The 17508-nt window shown below is 62.4% G+C and carries 11 protein-coding genes; 8 read left to right on the plus strand and 3 right to left on the minus strand.

All coding sequences use genetic code 11. The features are described from left to right. Nucleotides 1-19: 19 nt before the first annotated feature. From ACZDWJ_RS02830 to ACZDWJ_RS02840, 3 genes are all read right to left on the minus strand, one after another. Complete coding sequence (locus ACZDWJ_RS02830; RefSeq protein WP_463519398.1) at nucleotides 20-403, minus strand: DUF3846 domain-containing protein; 384 nt, start codon at nucleotides 401-403, stop codon at nucleotides 20-22. Nucleotides 404-550: 147 nt separating this feature from the next. Continuing rightward, nucleotides 551-889 carry a hypothetical protein gene (locus ACZDWJ_RS02835; RefSeq protein ID WP_463519399.1) on the minus strand — a complete coding sequence of 113 codons (339 nt, stop codon included), beginning with the start codon at nucleotides 887-889 and terminating at the stop codon, nucleotides 551-553. A gap of 302 nt (nucleotides 890-1191) precedes the next feature. Next, nucleotides 1192-3168, minus strand: coding sequence for an ATP-binding protein (locus ACZDWJ_RS02840; RefSeq protein WP_463519400.1), 1977 nt, complete (start codon nucleotides 3166-3168; stop codon nucleotides 1192-1194). A gap of 240 nt (nucleotides 3169-3408) precedes the next feature. Here ACZDWJ_RS02840 and ACZDWJ_RS02845 point away from each other — a divergent pair, with 240 nt between their 5' ends. From ACZDWJ_RS02845 to ACZDWJ_RS02880, 8 genes are all read left to right on the plus strand, one after another. Then, nucleotides 3409-4986: a class I SAM-dependent DNA methyltransferase gene (locus ACZDWJ_RS02845; RefSeq protein WP_463519401.1), complete on the plus strand. Its 1578-nt coding sequence runs from the start codon at nucleotides 3409-3411 to the stop codon at nucleotides 4984-4986. Continuing rightward, a complete protein-coding gene (locus ACZDWJ_RS02850) occupies nucleotides 4979-6217 on the plus strand; it encodes a restriction endonuclease subunit S (protein ID WP_463519402.1) in 1239 nt (412 codons plus the stop codon). The genes ACZDWJ_RS02845 and ACZDWJ_RS02850 overlap by 8 nt, the downstream gene beginning before the upstream one ends. Beyond that, nucleotides 6214-9315 (plus strand): type I restriction endonuclease subunit R, encoded by a 3102-nt coding sequence (locus ACZDWJ_RS02855; protein ID WP_463519403.1) that lies wholly within the window; start codon nucleotides 6214-6216, stop codon nucleotides 9313-9315. The genes ACZDWJ_RS02850 and ACZDWJ_RS02855 overlap by 4 nt, the downstream gene beginning before the upstream one ends. Beyond that, on the plus strand, nucleotides 9312-11243 hold the full coding sequence (locus ACZDWJ_RS02860; RefSeq protein WP_463519404.1) for an AAA family ATPase: 1932 nt from the start codon (nucleotides 9312-9314) through the stop codon (nucleotides 11241-11243). Before ACZDWJ_RS02855 ends, ACZDWJ_RS02860 begins: the two co-directional genes overlap by 4 nt. Further along, nucleotides 11240-13933, plus strand: a complete 2694-nt coding sequence (locus ACZDWJ_RS02865) for an ATP-dependent DNA helicase (RefSeq protein ID WP_463519405.1) — start codon at nucleotides 11240-11242, stop codon at nucleotides 13931-13933. The genes ACZDWJ_RS02860 and ACZDWJ_RS02865 overlap by 4 nt, the downstream gene beginning before the upstream one ends. A gap of 89 nt (nucleotides 13934-14022) precedes the next feature. Next, a complete protein-coding gene (locus tag ACZDWJ_RS02870; protein WP_463519406.1) occupies nucleotides 14023-15360 on the plus strand; it encodes a DUF6884 domain-containing protein in 1338 nt (445 codons plus the stop codon). Nucleotides 15361-15404: 44 nt separating this feature from the next. After that, nucleotides 15405-16658 (plus strand): hypothetical protein, encoded by a 1254-nt coding sequence (locus ACZDWJ_RS02875; RefSeq protein WP_463519407.1) that lies wholly within the window; start codon nucleotides 15405-15407, stop codon nucleotides 16656-16658. A gap of 23 nt (nucleotides 16659-16681) precedes the next feature. Continuing rightward, on the plus strand, nucleotides 16682-17506 hold the full coding sequence (locus tag ACZDWJ_RS02880) for a GIY-YIG nuclease family protein (RefSeq protein WP_463519408.1): 825 nt from the start codon (nucleotides 16682-16684) through the stop codon (nucleotides 17504-17506). The last annotated feature ends 2 nt before the right edge of the window (nucleotides 17507-17508 follow it).

A 17508-nucleotide genomic window follows, 5' to 3' on the forward strand; every position in this document is an offset into this window, starting at 1 on the left:
CAACCGCCACCCAGGCGGCCTAACCCAACCTGTCACCTGATCGTGCAGCAGTCCCCTCGAGCCTGAGGTTGGAGTCAGTAAGTAGGAGACTCACGAGGGACTCCGGTACGTCTTTGGTGTCGCCACCTCTTCCGGTGGGGCCGACCAACACCACGTCTCCTGCGAGCATGTCGCGGAAGCGCATGATGGGCTGGTTGAACCACCAGAGGATGGTGGCGCGCCGGTTCGGTGCCAGCGGGATGAGCTTCGCCTCGTCGTTGACGAAGAGAGACGTTCGCTCAAGCCCAGTCTGGATCTGCTCGATGTAGCCGCCGACGACGGCCTGGTACTCCTCGAGCGTCGCGAGCTCACGGGTTTCCATCGGCCGATCGTTGTCATGTGGGATGAGGATGGCTCGCGCCATGTCCTGTCACCTTCTTTCCGTATCGTGCTCTCCCGTCGACCTTCGACAGGAGAGTCCGGCACGCAAAGCGGCGGATTGAGTGTGCGGCGAGACCCCGGATCCGAGCTGGCACAGTGGCCGTCAGATCCGGGATCCCGCCAGGGCCCATCAGGAGCGCTTGCTCGCACTGGTGGACCGGGAGGTGGGGGACTTTCCCCCGGGTGCGTTGCCATCCCCGTTGAAGATCGCGGCGATAGCGTTGCGGCGCGTCTGAGCCTCTCGTTCGATGTCGGCTCGGACGACTTCGGCCTTCTTGAGGACATCCGGATCGCTCTTGGACTTGGCGATCCAGCTCTCGATGGCCAGGCGGATCTCTTCGGTGGCGCTCCTGCCGGTGAGCTGGGCAAGGATGTCCAGCTGCGCCCGCAGGTCGTCCGAGATCCTGACAGCCAGTGTCCGTACCTGGCTGCTCGTACCCGCCGGAGCGGGTGGGGTCTCGCCGGTCATGGCGTACCTCCTTGGTGAATTGCGGCCGACCACCCGTCGGTGCTCTACGAGCCGCAGGACACCAATGAGGTGGTGGTGTCCGGGGAGGATCTAGAAGAACCTCCTGGGTATCAACCCGGCATTGGCGTTTGGAGTCAGGGCGCTCTCAATGCCGCGGTTGACTATGAATTGCGTGTTGCTGAAAGTCAATGAATGTTGTCGTTTTTGCAGGCTTCTTGGCGGTGTTCCTGAACGCACCGACAGGGGTCAGGTACGTGCGCAAGGTTTGATGTGGAATAGACAACGTCCGTGGCTACGGCGGATCACGCTGATGCCTCGTCGGCCTGTAGAGAAGCGGGCAAGAGATCGGCGTACTGCTCTTGGATGTGCCGCAAGCCGTCTTCCAGGGACGGGTCGTGATCGAGGCTGTCGGTGATAAGTCGCAGACGCGCTCGGTTCTCGTCCAGGATGTCTCGCCATCGGCGAACGAACACGCGCACCCGCGGGCGGCCGGGCTTCGGCTCAGGGCCAAGGACGAGGCCTTCGGAACGGAACCCCGCGATGAACCGGTTCTCTACGTTGCTGTCGAAGTCCGTGCCGACGAGGATGATGTCCCAACTCGCCTTGTCCGTCGCGAACACCGCCTTGGACAGGATCGCCTCGGCGTAGTCGTCGACCTGGTTGAGCTCCTTGCGCCCAAGGGTGATCCCAGGCGCTTTCAGTTCGACCACGAGATGCCGAGCGACCTCGAACTCCTCCATCTTGACGGCCAGGTGGAGGTCAACGCGGCCCGACTTCTCGTCCCAGCGCTTCACTGGCTCGACCTTCTTGCTGGGGAGGCCAAGCAACTTGAGGTGACTCCGAGCCATCTCTGTGAGTCCGCGTTCGCTGCTCATGAGGTGGTACGCCTCGCCGAAGATCCAGAGCTCTCGCTCGAGCATCGGGTGTAGGTGATCGCGCTCACCGATGGTGTCGGTGTCTTCCGGCGGGAAGATCAGCCGTTCGATTCCGGCAAGGAATTTGTTGCGACCGGTGACGACGTTGGCGGCCTTGATGATGCCGGACATGGTGGTCTCGCCGAGGAGCCGCGTCAACGCTTCACGGTCCTCCTGCGTCAGGGAAGCAACCTCGTTGAAGATCACCCCGAGCTGCTCGGGATCCTGGCGCAGGGCGGTACGCAAGAGGCCGAGGGTGACCTTGGCCGAGTCCTTCTTGGCCGGGATCTGCGCGGCGATCGTTCCTGCGACCACGTCGAAGATCGCGCGCTCTGCCTTCTCGGTCTCGGACTTGGCCTCGCCCTCGAAGGGATAGACGTCTTCCTTCTTCCACTTCTCCAGCTGCTCTCGCCGGCGTTCCCGGCGCCGGTTCTGGAAGTGTTCACGGATCCCGCTCCGCGCCGCGGTCCAGAGCGCTCCGACCGGTGCATCCGACATGTCTCCAAGCCCGATGACCGAAAGCGCCTCGTGGTCGAGGCCATCCCAGGTCACGTAGGCCGAGTAGCGGAACTGGGTTTCGACGTCGACCGCGGACTCCTCGTAGACGAAGTGCTCCGCGTCCTGGCCGTAGTAGATCGCTCGATGCTTGACCGTCTTCCACTCGATGATCCGAAGGGCAGCCTCGTAGGCGTTGCCGGCCTCATCTCTGAATGGGAGGGGATAGTCCGAACTGCTCGCCACTTCGTCGGCCGGGTCGAGGTCGGCACCGAGGTAGGTGATCCGTAGGTCGTCGTCGTTCATCAGGACCGGGGCGAAGTGCGACAGGAGAATTGAGCGAGTCCGCGGCGCCTCCAGCGCACCGAGTGACCTCTGGCTCTCGTTGAACGAGGTGACGACTGTGCCGGTGGCGCCGTGGTCGACAGCCTGTGCATCCCAACTGAAGACGTGGCGGTGCTCGGTCGTACCAGTGATCTCCAGGCGCTGCAGAGCGCCAGACGTATCGGCACTGTGGCTTGTCCACGTGACGCGGTTTCCGAGAGCGAAGGCCCGGAGTCGCCCTTCTCCTCGCTTGCCATGCAGGCCGCGCTTGTCGTTCTTCGTCTTGGCCGCGAATCGTTTCCACGAACCGCCGATCCGCCCGAAGGTTGAGTCCAGCTCGTCCCGGTCGATGCCGTGGCCCGTGTCGGACACGATCGTTTTCGAGATCCCACCCAGCACCTCGTCGTGGACGAGCTCGACGGTGACGGTGGACGCCTCTGCGTCGATGGCGTTCCAGATCAGCTCGACGATCGCCCGGACTGGGTCGTTCTCGTGGGCAAGTCGCTCGACGTGATCGTCGTCAGCGGTCAGGTGCAGCTCGGCCATGAACTGACCCTATGGCCGGCGTCCGACGGTTCGAGGCAGAACGGCTCACGCGGGCCGGTGGGGGAGTTCGCCCGAAAGTGTCGGGCTCTCCTGACATGCTTAGGGACGCGGAGATCAGGGATCGGCGGTTTCAACAATCTTCGCACAGATGTTCGAACCGGTGGTAAAATGGAGATTGAGTATGAGTCGCGCCCCCATGTCAGCAATTGAAGAGCGATGCCCTGTCGGAGGGGTTGCTTGATGGCGCGGCAGGCGAAGAAGGCTCAGGCCAAGACGCTTGAACAGCGGCTCTGGGAGGCTGCCGACGCGCTTCGAGGCAACCAGGAACCATCGGAGTACAAGCACGTCGTACTGGGTCTGGTGTTCCTGAAGTACATCTCGGACCGCTTCGAGGCGCGCTACAAGGACATCGAGGCCGCGCTCGCTGACCCGAACTCTGACGACTACATCCCGAACGAGGCCCGTCGCCAGACCTTCCTCGAGGACCGGGACGAGTACCGCAGTCACAACGTCTTCTGGGTTCCTGTGGAAGCACGCTGGGAGTCGATCCAGTCCAAGGCGAAGCTTCCCGAGATCGGCCAGGTCATCGACACAGCGATGGATCTGATCGAGAAGGAGAACCCGAGTATCCGAGGTGTCCTGCCTCGCAACTATGGCCGTGAGGGCCTCGACAAGGGCCGCCTCGGTCAGCTCGTCGACCTGATCGGGTCGATCGGCTTCACCGAGTCCGACGACCACGGCAGCGACGACGTCCTCGGTCGCGTCTACGAGTACTTCCTTGGCCAGTTCGCTGGCAAGGAGACCGGCAAGGACGCGGGCGCCTTCTACACGCCTCGCAGCGTGGTCAAGACGCTCGTCGAGATGCTGGAGCCGTACCACGGTCGTGTCTACGACCCGGCCTGCGGCTCGGGTGGCATGTTCGTCCAGTCTGCCGAGTTCGTGAAGGCGCACGGTGGGAAGCGGACCGATATCTCCGTCTACGGGCAGGAGTTCACCGACACCACTTGGAAGCTGGCCAAGATGAACCTCGCGCTGCGAGGTATCGAGGCCGACCTCGGGGACCGCTCGGCAGACACCTTCACGCAGGATCTTCACCCGGACCTGCGCGCCGACTTCATCATCGCTAACCCGCCGTTCAACGTCAGCAACTGGTGGGACGCCAAGCTCCAGGACGACTCGCGATGGAAGTACGGCACCCCGCCTGAGGGCAACGCCAACTTTGCTTGGGTGCAGCACTTCATCCATCACCTCAGCCCCCGCGGCACTGCAGGTTTCGTTCTCGCAAACGGTTCGCTCACCTCTCAGGAACGTGGGGAGGGCGAGATCCGCCGTCGTGTCATCGAAGCCGACCTTGTTGACTGCGTCGTCACCATGCCGACCAACCTCTTCTTCAATACAACCATCCCTGTGTGCCTTTGGTTCTTGTCGAAGGATCGAACGGGCAACGGACACCGCGCCCGAACCGGAGAGGTGCTCTTTATCGACGCCGGCCGCATGGGCGCCATGGCAACGAGGAAGTTGCGCGTGCTCAGTGATGGAGACATCGCGGAGATCGCCGACACATATCATGCTTGGCGAAACCACGATGGCGGCTATGAGGACGTGGCCGGGTTCGCGAAGAGCGTCACGGTTGCCGAGATCGCCGCGAAAGACTTCGTGCTTGCGCCGGGACGATACGTCGGTTCGGCCGCTGTGGAGGCGGGCGAGCCAGCTGCCGAGCGGGTAACTCGGCTACGCGATGAACTGATCGAAGAGTTCAAGAGGGCACGCGACCTTGAAGCCGACCTCCTCCGTGAGTTGGAGCGACTTGATGTCTGAGTGGGTCGAGGTTCCGTTGCATGACGTCTTGGACTTCCGTGAGGGACCAGGAATCCTCGCCAAGGACTTTCGCGAGTCCGGCGTGCCACTCATTCGGCTCGCAGGCGTGAAGTCGCGAGATTCGATCTTGACCGGGTGCAACTATCTCGACCCGGCGATGGTCGACAAGAAGTGGTCACACTTCAAGCTTGAGCAGGACGATGTTGTTCTCAGCACCTCGGCATCTCTTGGTGAGGTCACGACAGTTGGGCCAGAGGGTGTCGGCACAATCCCCTACACCGGTTTGATTCGGTTCCGTGCCATCGACGATCGCGTACTGCAACGCTTTGTCCGCCTGGCGCTGACGGCATCGACGTTTAAGGTACAGATCGCCGCGATGGGAGCGGGATCCGTGCTCAAGCACTTCGGCCCGATGCACCTGAAGCAGATGACGCTGCGGCTGCCCCCGGTAGAGGTACAAGCAGCCATTTCAGACGTGATTGAGGCGTACGACCGAAAGATTGAGTCCTGCAGGCGGCGTATCGGGCTCATTGAGCGTCTTGGCCAGGCATACCTTGACGCGGCAGTAGTTGTCGGAGAAGACGGCCATCCGCTGTACGACGACTTCACTCTGGGCGAGGTACTTGCCGTTCTGGAAACTGGCTCCAGGCCGAAGGGTGGCGTTTCGGCGGATACCGATGGTGTCGTCAGCCTTGGAGCCGAGAACGTGCAGTCGGCAGGCATCATCAATTCGCGAGCGTTCAAGAGAGTGTCCGAGGACTTCGCTGCGGGAATGCGCCGGGGTGTGCTCGGCGATTGTGACGTGCTCGTCTACAAGGATGGAGGGAAGCCGGGGAACTTCATCCCCCATGTCAGCGCATTCGGGGAGGGGTTCCCGGTCGCCGAAGCCACGATTAATGAACACGTCTATCGTGTTCGTGCCGTTACCGAGGTTGGCCAAGGGTTGCTGTATTGGACTCTGCGCTCGCCATGGATGGACCAGGAGATGCGCAAGCGCGGTACCGGAGTCGCGATCCCCGGCCTCAATAGCACCAACTTTCGGCAGCTCCCTTTCCCGAAGTTCTCGGGAAGCGAAACGGCCCCGTTGCGCGACGCGCTGAACGCTGGCCTGCGAACCATGCTGCAGTGTGGAGCTGAAATGGCGACTCTCGAGGATGCCCGCGAGGCAACTCTGACTGGCTTGATGACTGGTGAGTTGGCGGTCCGACTAGCCGTGGAGGCCGTCGCATGACGAACTTCAACGAAGCCACTATCGAGGACGCCGCTCTCGACTACCTGCGTCAGATCGGCTACTCGACCGCGTTCGGGCCGAACCTCGCGGCAGACGGAACTCAGCCTGAGCGCGCCAACTTCGAGCAGATCTACCTCTACGACCGCATTCGTGACGCGGCCAGGCGAATCAACCCAGAGCACCTCGACATGGTCGATGAGGCCATCAAGCGCTTGGAGCGCGCTGAGAGCCAGAGCGAGATCTCTGAGAACGCACGCGTCCACAAGCTCCTCATTCACGGCGTGCCGGTGGAGTACCGCGACCACACCGGCTCGGTGCGCACGACCAGCCTCAAGCTGATTGATTTTGACGACCCTCGGAACAACGACTGGCTCGCAGTCAATCAGTTCACGATCATCGGCAACAAGAACCGCCGGCCCGACGTCCTGGTCTTCGTCAACGGCATCCCGCTCGGTCTACTTGAGCTCAAGAACCTTGCTGACGAACACGCGACGCTCAAGAACGCCTGGAACCAGGTACAGACCTACCGCAAGGACATCCCGGCGGTGTTCGTGCCCAACGCCGTCACAGTGATCAGCGACGGCATCAGCGCGGCCATGAGTTCCTTCACTGGGGGGTTCGAGCACTACGCGCCGTGGAAGACGATCGACGGCCGCGACCCGGTCTCGGGTGTGCCTGCGCTTGAGGTGCTCATCAAGGGCGTCTTCGAGCCCGCTCGCTTCCTCGACATCATCAAGAACTTCATCGTCTTCTCCGACGAATCCAAGGGCCTCGTCAAGCGCGTTGCCAAGTACCACCAGTACTGGGCAGTCAACGCTGCGGTCGAGTCGACCATTGAGGCGGCCGGGCCGAACGGCGATCGCCGCGGTGGCGTGGTCTGGCATACACAGGGGAGCGGCAAGTCGATTGAGATGCTGCTCTACGCGGCCAAGATCATGCGCGACGCGCGGATGAACAACCCGACCCTCGTCTTCCTTACTGACCGAAACGACCTCGACGACCAGCTCTTCGGTGAGGTCTTCGCGCCCGCGGAGATCCTTCCCGAGAAGCCGGTTCAGGCGGATTCGCGCTCCGATCTGCGCACGCTCCTTCGCCGTGTGTCCGGCGGCATCATTTTCACGACGCTGCAGAAGTTCGCGCCGGAGCAGGGCGACGACGGCAACCCCGTCTTGACGGATCGCCGCAACGTCGTCGTCGTTGCCGATGAGGCACACCGCTCGCAATACGGCTTCACCGAGACTCTCGGTCGCGACGGCACACTCAAGTCCGGCCTCGCTAAGCACATGCGCGACGCCCTGCCTGGTGCGACGTACCTCGGCTTCACCGGCACTCCGATCGAGTCGACCGATAAGTCCACCCGCGCGGTCTTCGGTGACTACATCGATGTCTACGACCTCACCCGTGCGGTTGAGGACGGAGCGACGGTCAAGATCTTCTACGAGTCACGGCTCGCCAAGGTCGAGCTGTCGGTCGAGGACTACGAGGCTCTCGACGAGCTCGCGGACGAGATCACCGAGCAGGTCGAAGAGGACATGGCGATAAAAGCCAAGTCCAAGTGGGCTCGCCTCGAAGCCATCGTCGGCGCCGAGGAGCGCCTCGACCTCATTGCTCGCGACATCGTGACGCACTGGGAGAAGCGCCGCGAAGCCATGATCGGCAAGGCCATGATCGTGACCATGAGCCGCCGCATCGCCGTCCGGCTCTACGAGAAGATCGTCGCCCTCCGCCCGGACTGGCACAGCGACGATCCGGCCAAAGGCAAGATCAAGGTCGTCATGACGGGCTCTGCCGCCGACCCTGCCGAGTTCCAGCCGCACATCTACTCGAAGGATGTTCGCAAGGACCTCAAGGCTCGCGCCAAGAACCCGGACGATTCACTCGAACTGGTCATCGTCCGCGACATGTGGCTGACGGGCTTCGACGCTCCGTCAATGCACACGATGTACGTAGACAAGACGATGCAGGGCGCCGGCCTCATGCAGGCTATCGCTCGGGTGAACCGCACCTTCCGTGACAAGCCAGGCGGTCTGATCGTCGACTACATCGGCGTCTTCTCAAACCTTCAGAAGGCACTCGTCGAGTACTCGCCAAGCGACCGTGACCAGGCCGGTGTGCCGATCGAAGAACTGGTCTCCGCCATGCTGGAGCGCCACGACATTATCCGTGGCCTGCTGCACGGCTGCGACTACAACTCCAGTCCGGAACTGCCGGCCGGACAGCGCCTGGCCGAGCACGCCAAGGTGCTCGACTTCGTCATGGCGGACCCCGATCGCACCGAGCGCTTCCTCGACCAGGTGCTTGCGCTCGCCAAGGCATATGCGCTCTGTGGCTCGCGGGACGAGGCAGCGGCGATCCGCAATGACGCACGACTCTTCGCCGACGTCCGTGCCGCCATCCTGAAGATCCAAAACCCTGACTCAGGCCGCGGTGGGTCCGGTGCAGTCGAGATCGACACGGCCATCGGGCAGCTCGTCAACGAGGCAGTCGCAGCAGACGAGGTCGTCGACATCTACAAACTTGCCGGTGTCGAGACCCCCGAACTGTCGATCCTGAGCGACGAGTTCCTCGACTCGCTCGTCGACAAGGACAAGCCCAACCTGCAGATGGGTCTCCTGCGCCGTCTGCTCAACGACCAGATCCGCACCATCTCGCGGAGCAACATCGTTCAGAGCCGGAAGTTCTCTGAGCAGCTCGAGGAGGCGATATTCAAGTACACCAACCGCTCCCTGACGACGGCGGAGATCATCGCGGAGCTGGTCAAGCTCGCGAAGGAGATGCGCGATCAGAATCACCGGCACGAGCAGCTGGGGCTCTCCGTAGCCGAGGCCGCCTTCTACGACGCGATCGTTCAAAACGACGCGGCTGTCCTGCAGATGGGCGACGACGTTCTCAAGAAGATGGCCGGCGAACTAGTGGATTCGATCCGCAAGAGCGCGACGATCGACTGGAACCTGAAGGAGTCGGTGCGCGCAGCGATGCGCACGAAGGTGCGCCGTCTTCTCGCGAAGTACGACTACCCGCCAGACCTTGAGGAGAAGGCAGTCGAGCTCGTTCTCGAGCAGGCTGAGCTGTTAGCGGGTCAGGAGACGGCGCGATGAGGCTGATCTCCGCTCGGATTCGTGGATACGGACGCCTGGTTGATGCCAAGGTCAACCTCGATGCGAAGGTCATTGCGATTGTTGGGCCGAACGAGGCAGGCAAGACCACCCTGCTGAAGGCGCTTTCGCATGTGGACAGCGACAGTGAGGTGCCGGTTCCGCAGCGTTCGAGGGCCGCGCAGGTTACCGATCACACCCAGGTCACACGCTTCGACTATGTCCTCGACGACGCGGACCGAGATGCCCTGGCCGATCTCGACCTTTATGAGCTGCCCACGCGCGCGGCGATTGCTCGGACTGCGGCAGGGGACAAGCTCACGGTCGACATCACGCCTCTACCGACCAAGTCGGTCACAGCGCTGCAGGACGCCCTCGAAATCCTGAAGCGGGAGTATTCGTCCGACGACCTCGACGATTCGATCAACCCAGACACCACGTATGCCGACCCAGAGTCTGATGCCGCCCGGAACTACCGTGCCGAACTACAGACTGTCATCGAAGCCGTCGAGGCGGCGATCGCAGAACCGGGGGCGTCCATCGACGACGAGCCTGTCGGACTCGCGGAGTCTCTGCTTGGCGCGACGCTCGAGGATGCGCCGGAGCTGCGAGGTGCACTTGACGCCGTCGTGACGTGGCAGCGACGCGAAGAACCGGGGGCCGCTGCTCGCGATCGACTGTGGAGGCGGTCCCCTGACTTCATCTTGTTCGGTGAGGATGACCGATCCATCCAGTCGACGTACACGTTCGACGAGAATCTCGCCGCGCACCCGCCCGCAGCGTTAGCCAACTTGGCCGGGACGGCCTCGCTCGACCTTTCAGAGCTTCACGGCTTCATGGCGTCGGGCGACGTCGCCAGACGTCGAACCGCCATCGTTCAGGCAAACAGGCGGATGGACGCGATCTTCGCTGATGCCTGGAAGCAGGCTCGACTCTCGGTGCATTTCGAGTTGGACGGAGATCAGCTTCGGATCGAACTGATGGAAGACGGCGACAACGTCACGGTCTTCGATGAGCGAAGTGCCGGCCTTCGCATGTTCGTTGCGCTGATCGCGTTCTTGAAGGTGCATGGTTCCGATCGGCCACCGATCCTCTTGATCGACGAGGCCGAGAACCACATGCACATTGATGCTCAGGCGGACCTGGTCAACATGTTCGTCACGCAAGAACACGCCGTGAAGGTCATCTACACGACCCACAGTCCGGCCTGTTTGCCTCCGGACCTCGGCACTGGAATCCGCACGGTCGTCCCGCGGGCGGACAACCTGCAGGTTAGCGATATCAAGAACAGCTTCTGGCAAGGCGCAGCTGGCTACTCACCGCTGATGCTCGCGATGGGAGCGGCGGCAGCAGCGTTCACTCCCGCCCGCAGCGTCGTGCTTGCAGAGGGTGCGACAGAGATGATTCTGCTGCCGACTCTGCTTCGTGCGGCGACAGGTCTGGACGACCTGCCCTACCAGGTGGCACCTGGACTTTCCGAGGTGCCGAACGACTTCCTGCCGCAGCTCGACCTGGAAGCAGCCAGGGTCGCCTACCTCGTCGATGGCGACGATGGAGGTGCTGCGATCAAGAAGTCGCTGCTCGACGCGGGCGTCCCAGAAGGCGTCATCATTGACCTTGGATTGCCGGGCATCGAGAACGTGCTGGCGACGGATGCCTACCGAGACGCTGTCGCGGCACTTCTTCCCGAGTGCAACGCGAACGTCGCTGTTGGAAAGATGCCGGCGTTGCCCGGCCTCAAGACTGACGGCTCTGTGTCAGTGGCCGCATCGATTCAAACGTGGATCGACGAGCAAGGGTTGAAGGCCCCGTCGAAGGTGGCAGTTGCGAACTGGCTGGTGCAGAACGATCGAGCGGCACCCAGCGACGAGGGCGCGGATAGCCTGCGCGACCTCCACGAGCGATTCAGCACTGCGCTGGGGACATCTTGAGCACCGTTGATCAGCAGATCCAGAGCGCCGCTGACGCGATCTCGGCGAACATCACGGCGCTGAGTCACGATCGGGCGCTTCTCGCTCAGAACATCCTGAGTCAGCTTCGCAATCTGGTCGAGGGCATGGCCGTCCGGCTCCATGCCGGCCGAGGCGACGCCGAGTTTCAGTACTCGGCGGTCGGGGATGCAATGACCTACGTCGGAGCGAATGGGAAGCTCAACTTCCTGAAGCGCTTCCATAAGTTGCTGCAGATCAGTGCATCGCATTACACGATGGGCGGCGACCCCTCCGAGCGTCTGATGCTGAAGTACTACGACTACCTTCACCGCATTCGCGATCTCGCGAGCACGCAGCTGAACGTCGCGATCTTGCCCAACCTCGAAGACTTCCCAGTGGATCTGGACCCCTCGCTGCGGGAGTACCACCAGAAAATTGCGGACCGGATCAGTGCGGCCCGGGCTGTGCCACTGGCCAACCCGCGTAAAGACAGGTACTACATCCACGCCGTTCGGCCGTTCTACACGGGCGGACACGTCTACTACGAGGTCACTTTCTACAACGCGATGAATCGCGTCAGTAAGTTCGACCGGATCATCGGCTTCACCGACATTGACATCACGGACAAGTACGCGGCGAACCTGGTACTCCAGAGTGAGTCGATCCAGGTCCTCGGGCAGACGATGCCGATCACGATTATCCGGGAGTGGGAGGTGTCCATCCGACCGTGCGAGCTGGAGAACTTCGCGCGCATTCTTGGACTGCGCATCAAAGCCTCCTCAGGCGGCCCCGAGTACCGCAACTTGATGTACCACCTCACGACGACCTCATCGAGTCTGCTCGACATCGTTGACATGGGGGCAGCCGAGTATGCGCAACTCGCGACGTGGGCGACTCAGAGCTCGAGGCAGCCGCAGATCTTCCCGATGCTCGACGAGGCGCGGCGGATTGTTCATGCCCAGTCGGCTGGATACAACGTACTGCGGTACCTGATGCTGCGGATGAACAACCAGATCATCAAGCTGCAGTACACCCCTGTCGCGTGTGGGGTTCTGTCGAACCTGTGTCTCGAGTACGGGTGCCGACCGTTCGAGCGGATGCCGTTCTGTACGTCGCTGTACGGGCACAACCCGCGGTTTTCTGACCTCGCGGAGAGCTTGGACATCGTCGGCCGCACCCATGAGCTGCTGGCGCGTCGGGTGAAGAACAATGTCGAGGATCGCGGAATGCTCTACACGCCTCTTGCGGAGCTGGAGCCGCTTGGTGACGTCGATCAGTTGATCGCGGCGTACAACGGCAAGGTCTACTACAAGCACTCCGGCCGGCACCTGATCAAGGACAAGGGACACGTCTTCATCCGAGAATACGAAGACGGCACGGTCGACATCATCGAGCGGCTTCAGCAGCACGCTTCGACCGGCATCGCTGGCTACGACGCCGCGGTCACGCAGTGGCTCGGTCAGACTACGCCCGCGCCGGACGACCCGATCAAGGTGGAAGCGCTCAAGGGACTGTTCGCCGACTCGCAGGTGGCACTCATCTACGGGGCGGCTGGCACGGGCAAGTCGACGATGGTGAGCCTGATCGCCAACTACTTCAACGTCAACGACAAACTCTTCCTCGCGCACACGAACCCTGCGGTCGACAATCTCAAACGCCGAGTAAACGCCCAGAACTCGACCTTCCGAACTATCAGCAGTCACATCGGTCGGGGTGACGCCACCAACTACGACGTTCTGGTGATCGACGAGAGCAGCACGGTCAGTAACTCGGATCTCCTCAAGGTTCTGGAGCGTACGTCGTTCAAGCTTCTTGTCCTCGTCGGCGACGTCTTCCAGATCGAGTCGATCCAGTTCGGAAACTGGTTCGGTCTGGCCCGATCCTTCATCCCGAAGACAGCGGTGTTCGAACTCACGACTCCGTTCAGGACCAAGAACGATGACCTACTCGATCTATGGTCGGCGGTACGTGATCTCAAGGACGACATCGCTGAAACTCTCGCACGGAATGGCTACTCGACGGTGCTCAACGAGTCCCTGTTCCAAGCTCAGCGTGCCGACGAGATCATTCTGTGCCTCAACTACGACGGCCTCTATGGCATCAACAACGTCAACCGCTTCCTCCAGAGCAGCAACCCCGGTGCCGCGACGGTGTGGGGAGCCTCGACCTACAAGGTTGGCGACCCGGTTCTCTTCAACGACACCGACCGGTTCCGACCGGTGATCTACAACAACTTGAAGGGCAAGATCGTCGACATCAAGACGTTCCCCGGTCGCATTCAGTTCGACGTGTCGCTCGACCGGCCAGTGACAGCGTTTGATGTCGACGGTTTCGAGCTGCGCTACATCTCGGACTCGACAGTCCAGTTTGACGTGTACGAACGAGGCACTGGCGACGATGACGACGACTCAACTACCGGGTCGGTGCCGTTCCAGGTCGCCTACGCAGTCTCGATCCACAAGGCGCAGGGCCTGGAGTACGACTCGGTGAAAGTCGTGATTACTGACGCGAACGAAGACGACATCTCCCACAACGTCTTCTACACGGCGATCACTCGTGCCCGTCAACACCTCCAGATCTTCTGGACCCCGGAGACAGAGCACGCGGTTCTAAGCAGTCTTCATCGAAACGTCAACAAGAAGGATGCGGCGCTGCTGTCGGCGCGCCGTGGCCTCACGCCCACTCCATGAAGCGGCAGCGATGCCTCAACGTCGATTGCTCGATGGTCGGGAGACCTTCCGTTCGGACAATGCGTCGGACCGGCGAGGTATGAAGAGACATGCGCTTCACCCTCGATGGCGAGACCTTCGACCTCACCCCGGACATAGTCCGCTCCCGCGTAGACGGTCACGTTCCCGAGGACATCCGCAGCTACTGGGTCGACATCGACGGCATCCGTTGGCCGGTCAAGCAAGTGATCTCCCTAGCGACCGGGGTGAAGGACCGGCAGCGCTTCCAGTCCCAGTCCTCGCGGCGTTGGCTGCAGAACTTGGGCTTCGCGATCGGGAGTGGAAACGCAGTCCTCAGCGCGAAGCCGACTACGAACCGCACGACCGCCTCGTCGCCCCGGAACCCGTCCTCGGCGGTTGTGCAACCAGAGAGGCAGCCGGACATCGTCCTGATCGGCTGCGTCAAGAGCAAGCGGGCCATCGGCGCGGAAGCGCGGGATCTGTACACGTCGGACTACTTCCTCAAGATGCGGCGCTACGCCGAGGCTTCAGGGGTGCCCTGGTACATCCTCTCGGCTGAGCACGGACTCGTCGCTCCAACCGAATGGCTCGAGCCCTACGAGCGCTACCTACCCGACACCTCCCATGACTATCGACGTGCATGGGGCCAGAAAGTGGGGGAGCAACTCGAAAGTGCCGCTGGAGCGCTGGCCGGCAAGGTAGTCGAGGTTCACGCCGGCTCCACGTACGTCGACGCGATTACGCCCGTCCTCCGAGATCGCGGGGCCGACGTGCATGACCGGCTGGCCGGGCTATCCATCGGTCGCCGCCTGTCCTGGTACCTCCAGAACGAGAACCAGGCTGGAGTCGAGGTCGGAGCGGTCCTCGACCGCCTCCGTGACCACAGCTCATCGAGGACGCTGGCCGACGTTCTCGCATCGGGAGGAGACGGGCTGAGGTCGCCGGGGATGTACAGCTGGTGGGTGGACGTACACGGAGCTGAGGATCTGAGCAGGGGCTTGGGCCATGCGGTCGAGCCCGGCCTGATCTATGCAGGCCTGGCCGGAGCAACCCGTAGCGGTGGCTCGAAGTCGACGAACACCCTGTGGGGTCGTATCGCGACGATGCACCTGGGCAACAAGCACGAGTTCTCCACACTTCGACGCAGCCTGGGCTCGGTCTTGGCAGCAGCGAATGCGCAGCCATCGATCGACGAGGTCGAACTGACCAGGTGGATGCACGCCCACCTCCGCATCGTCCCGATCCCCGTCGAGGACGCCGACACCCTTGATGCGCTGGAGACCGCGCTCCTGGCTGAGCTCGACCCGCCCATCAACCTCGCCAAGGTCCCGAAAACCCCTCTTCGGCAGCAACTCTCTGCGCTGCGCAAGCGGTACACCGGCGGGACCGGCGATACACAGACCAGCGATGGGAACACAATTGCCTGAAGTAGTTTGGGTCGACCCGCCTTCACCCCAAGGAGCCCGTGCCTGTGCCAAGCGAGATTGAGATCGTCAGCGATGGCGCCGGTCTCGCCGTCATTGGCGAGCCAGCCGCTGTCGAGTTGTTCCTGGCTTCCGAGGGATTGCCGTCCAAGGACCTCGATCTGCCCCGGCTCGGCAAGGTACTAACCACCGGCGGTGCAGCAACCCAGGCCGGGGCTGAGGTCGTCGCCAACTCGGGCCGCTGGGTGAAGCTGACCGAGGAGTCGGCTCAGGCGATGAAGAAGTACAAGCTGATGAAGGGGTCGAGCCCTGGCACCAGTCGCGCTGTCCTGACCGAGGGCGGCAAGAGCAAGGGATTCCTCCAACTTGTGCGCACGCCCGGATCAGCCCTGACAAATCCGGCGCTCCTGTCTGGCGTAGGCGGACTCATGGCACAGCTCGCGATGCAGCAAGCCATGGACGAGATCACCGACTACCTCGCCAAGATCGACGAGAAGCTGGACGACGTCCTCCGGTCCCAGACGAACCAAGTGCTCGCGCGTATGGATGGAGTCGACCTCGCCGTCAGGGAGGCCATGAAGGTCCGCGAGACCGTCGGCCGAGTCTCCGAAGTGACCTGGTCGAAAGTCCAAGCAACCTCGACGACGGTCCTGGACACCCAGGCATATGCCCTGCGGGAACTCGCCGATCTGGCTGACAAGCTCGAACGCAAGAAGAAGGTCGGAGACCTCGCCAAGGCGACGCAGGATGCGCAGCTGCAGGTGCAGAAATGGCTAGCCGTGCTGGCTCGCTGCTTCCAACTACAGGACGCTATTGCTGTCCTCGAACTCGAACTCGACCGCGTCCTCGATGCCTCACCAGAGGAGCTCGACCGGCATCGACTCGGCCTCCAGGCTGCACGGCACGACCGCCTGGACCTCATCTCGCAGTGCACGCAGCGCCTCATGGTCAGGATGGACTCCGCTGGAGGCGCCGCCAACACGAAGGTCCTTCTGCACCCCTCCAAGGCGCCCGCGCTCGTCGCTGCCAGCAACGAAGTCTCGGGGTCCATCCTCGAGTTTCACGATCGGATTGGTATCGAAGGCAAGCGGGATCCGCTGGAAGCGCGTCGGTGGAAGTCGGCTGCAGGTGAGGTCAAGGATCGCGCACTAGTCGCGGGATCGGAGCGCGTCGGCGCGGCGAAGCGAGTGGGCAATCAGGCCGTCGATCGTGCACGGACCACGACAGGGGACCTTTCACGACGGGTTGCGGAGCAGGCCCGCAAGATCCGTTCAAGTGACGGAGATGGGGGAGCGGAGTGAGTGCACCGTCACCCTTCGGCGACTTGACGCTCGGGCATCTTCTCAGTGCCGCTGGGATCGACCCAGCAGACGTTGTCGTCGTCCGCCACACCTACAAGGCTGGGCACGAAGACGAACTCCGCGGACCAGAGGATCTCGCGCCTGATCGCCTCCGTGACTACACCCACCGTCAGGGGCTTCGAAACAAGCTTGGGAAGACCCCGCCGCCAATCTGGCTCGTCTTCATCGCGACAGGTGGCCTTCGGTGCCGCCTCGTCACCGTGTACGACAACAGGGGTGAGCTGACGGATCGGCGCACGGACACGCTCCGCTTTTTCGATCTCCAGGAGTCGGAGCTTCTCGTATCGCTAAAGAACCGGCTCGTGGTGGAGTGGTCGAAGGACACGATCAACTGGGCGAAGCCCGGCGCATCGGCGACGAGCTTTCCTGTCGTGGAGATCGCCGATCCCGAGGCAGTGCCGTTCCCCGGCTTCGACGGAGTGCGGATCGGGTACGCCGAGCTCCAGACGATGGTGAAGGACTCGCGCTATGCCGCCTGGCATACCGCGCTGGGGTCCGTTCAAGGGATCTATCTGATTGCCGACACCAGCACGGGTCATCTCTACGTTGGCAAGGCCGATGGCAGTGAACGGATTCTCGGGCGCTGGAGCCAGTACGCCCAAGACGGTCACGGTGGCAACAAGGCGCTGCGCGAGCTTGCTGGGAAGGACGCCGAGCACCGGCGCCACTTCCAGTTCAGCCTGCTCCGAGTGTTTGGTCCTTCGACGCCGACGGCCGAGATCGATGCCGCCGAGACGCACTGGAAGCAGGCACTCCTGACCCGCGACTTCGGGCTGAACCGCAATTGAAG

Source organism: Nocardioides sp. B129/18 (assembly GCF_055282735.1).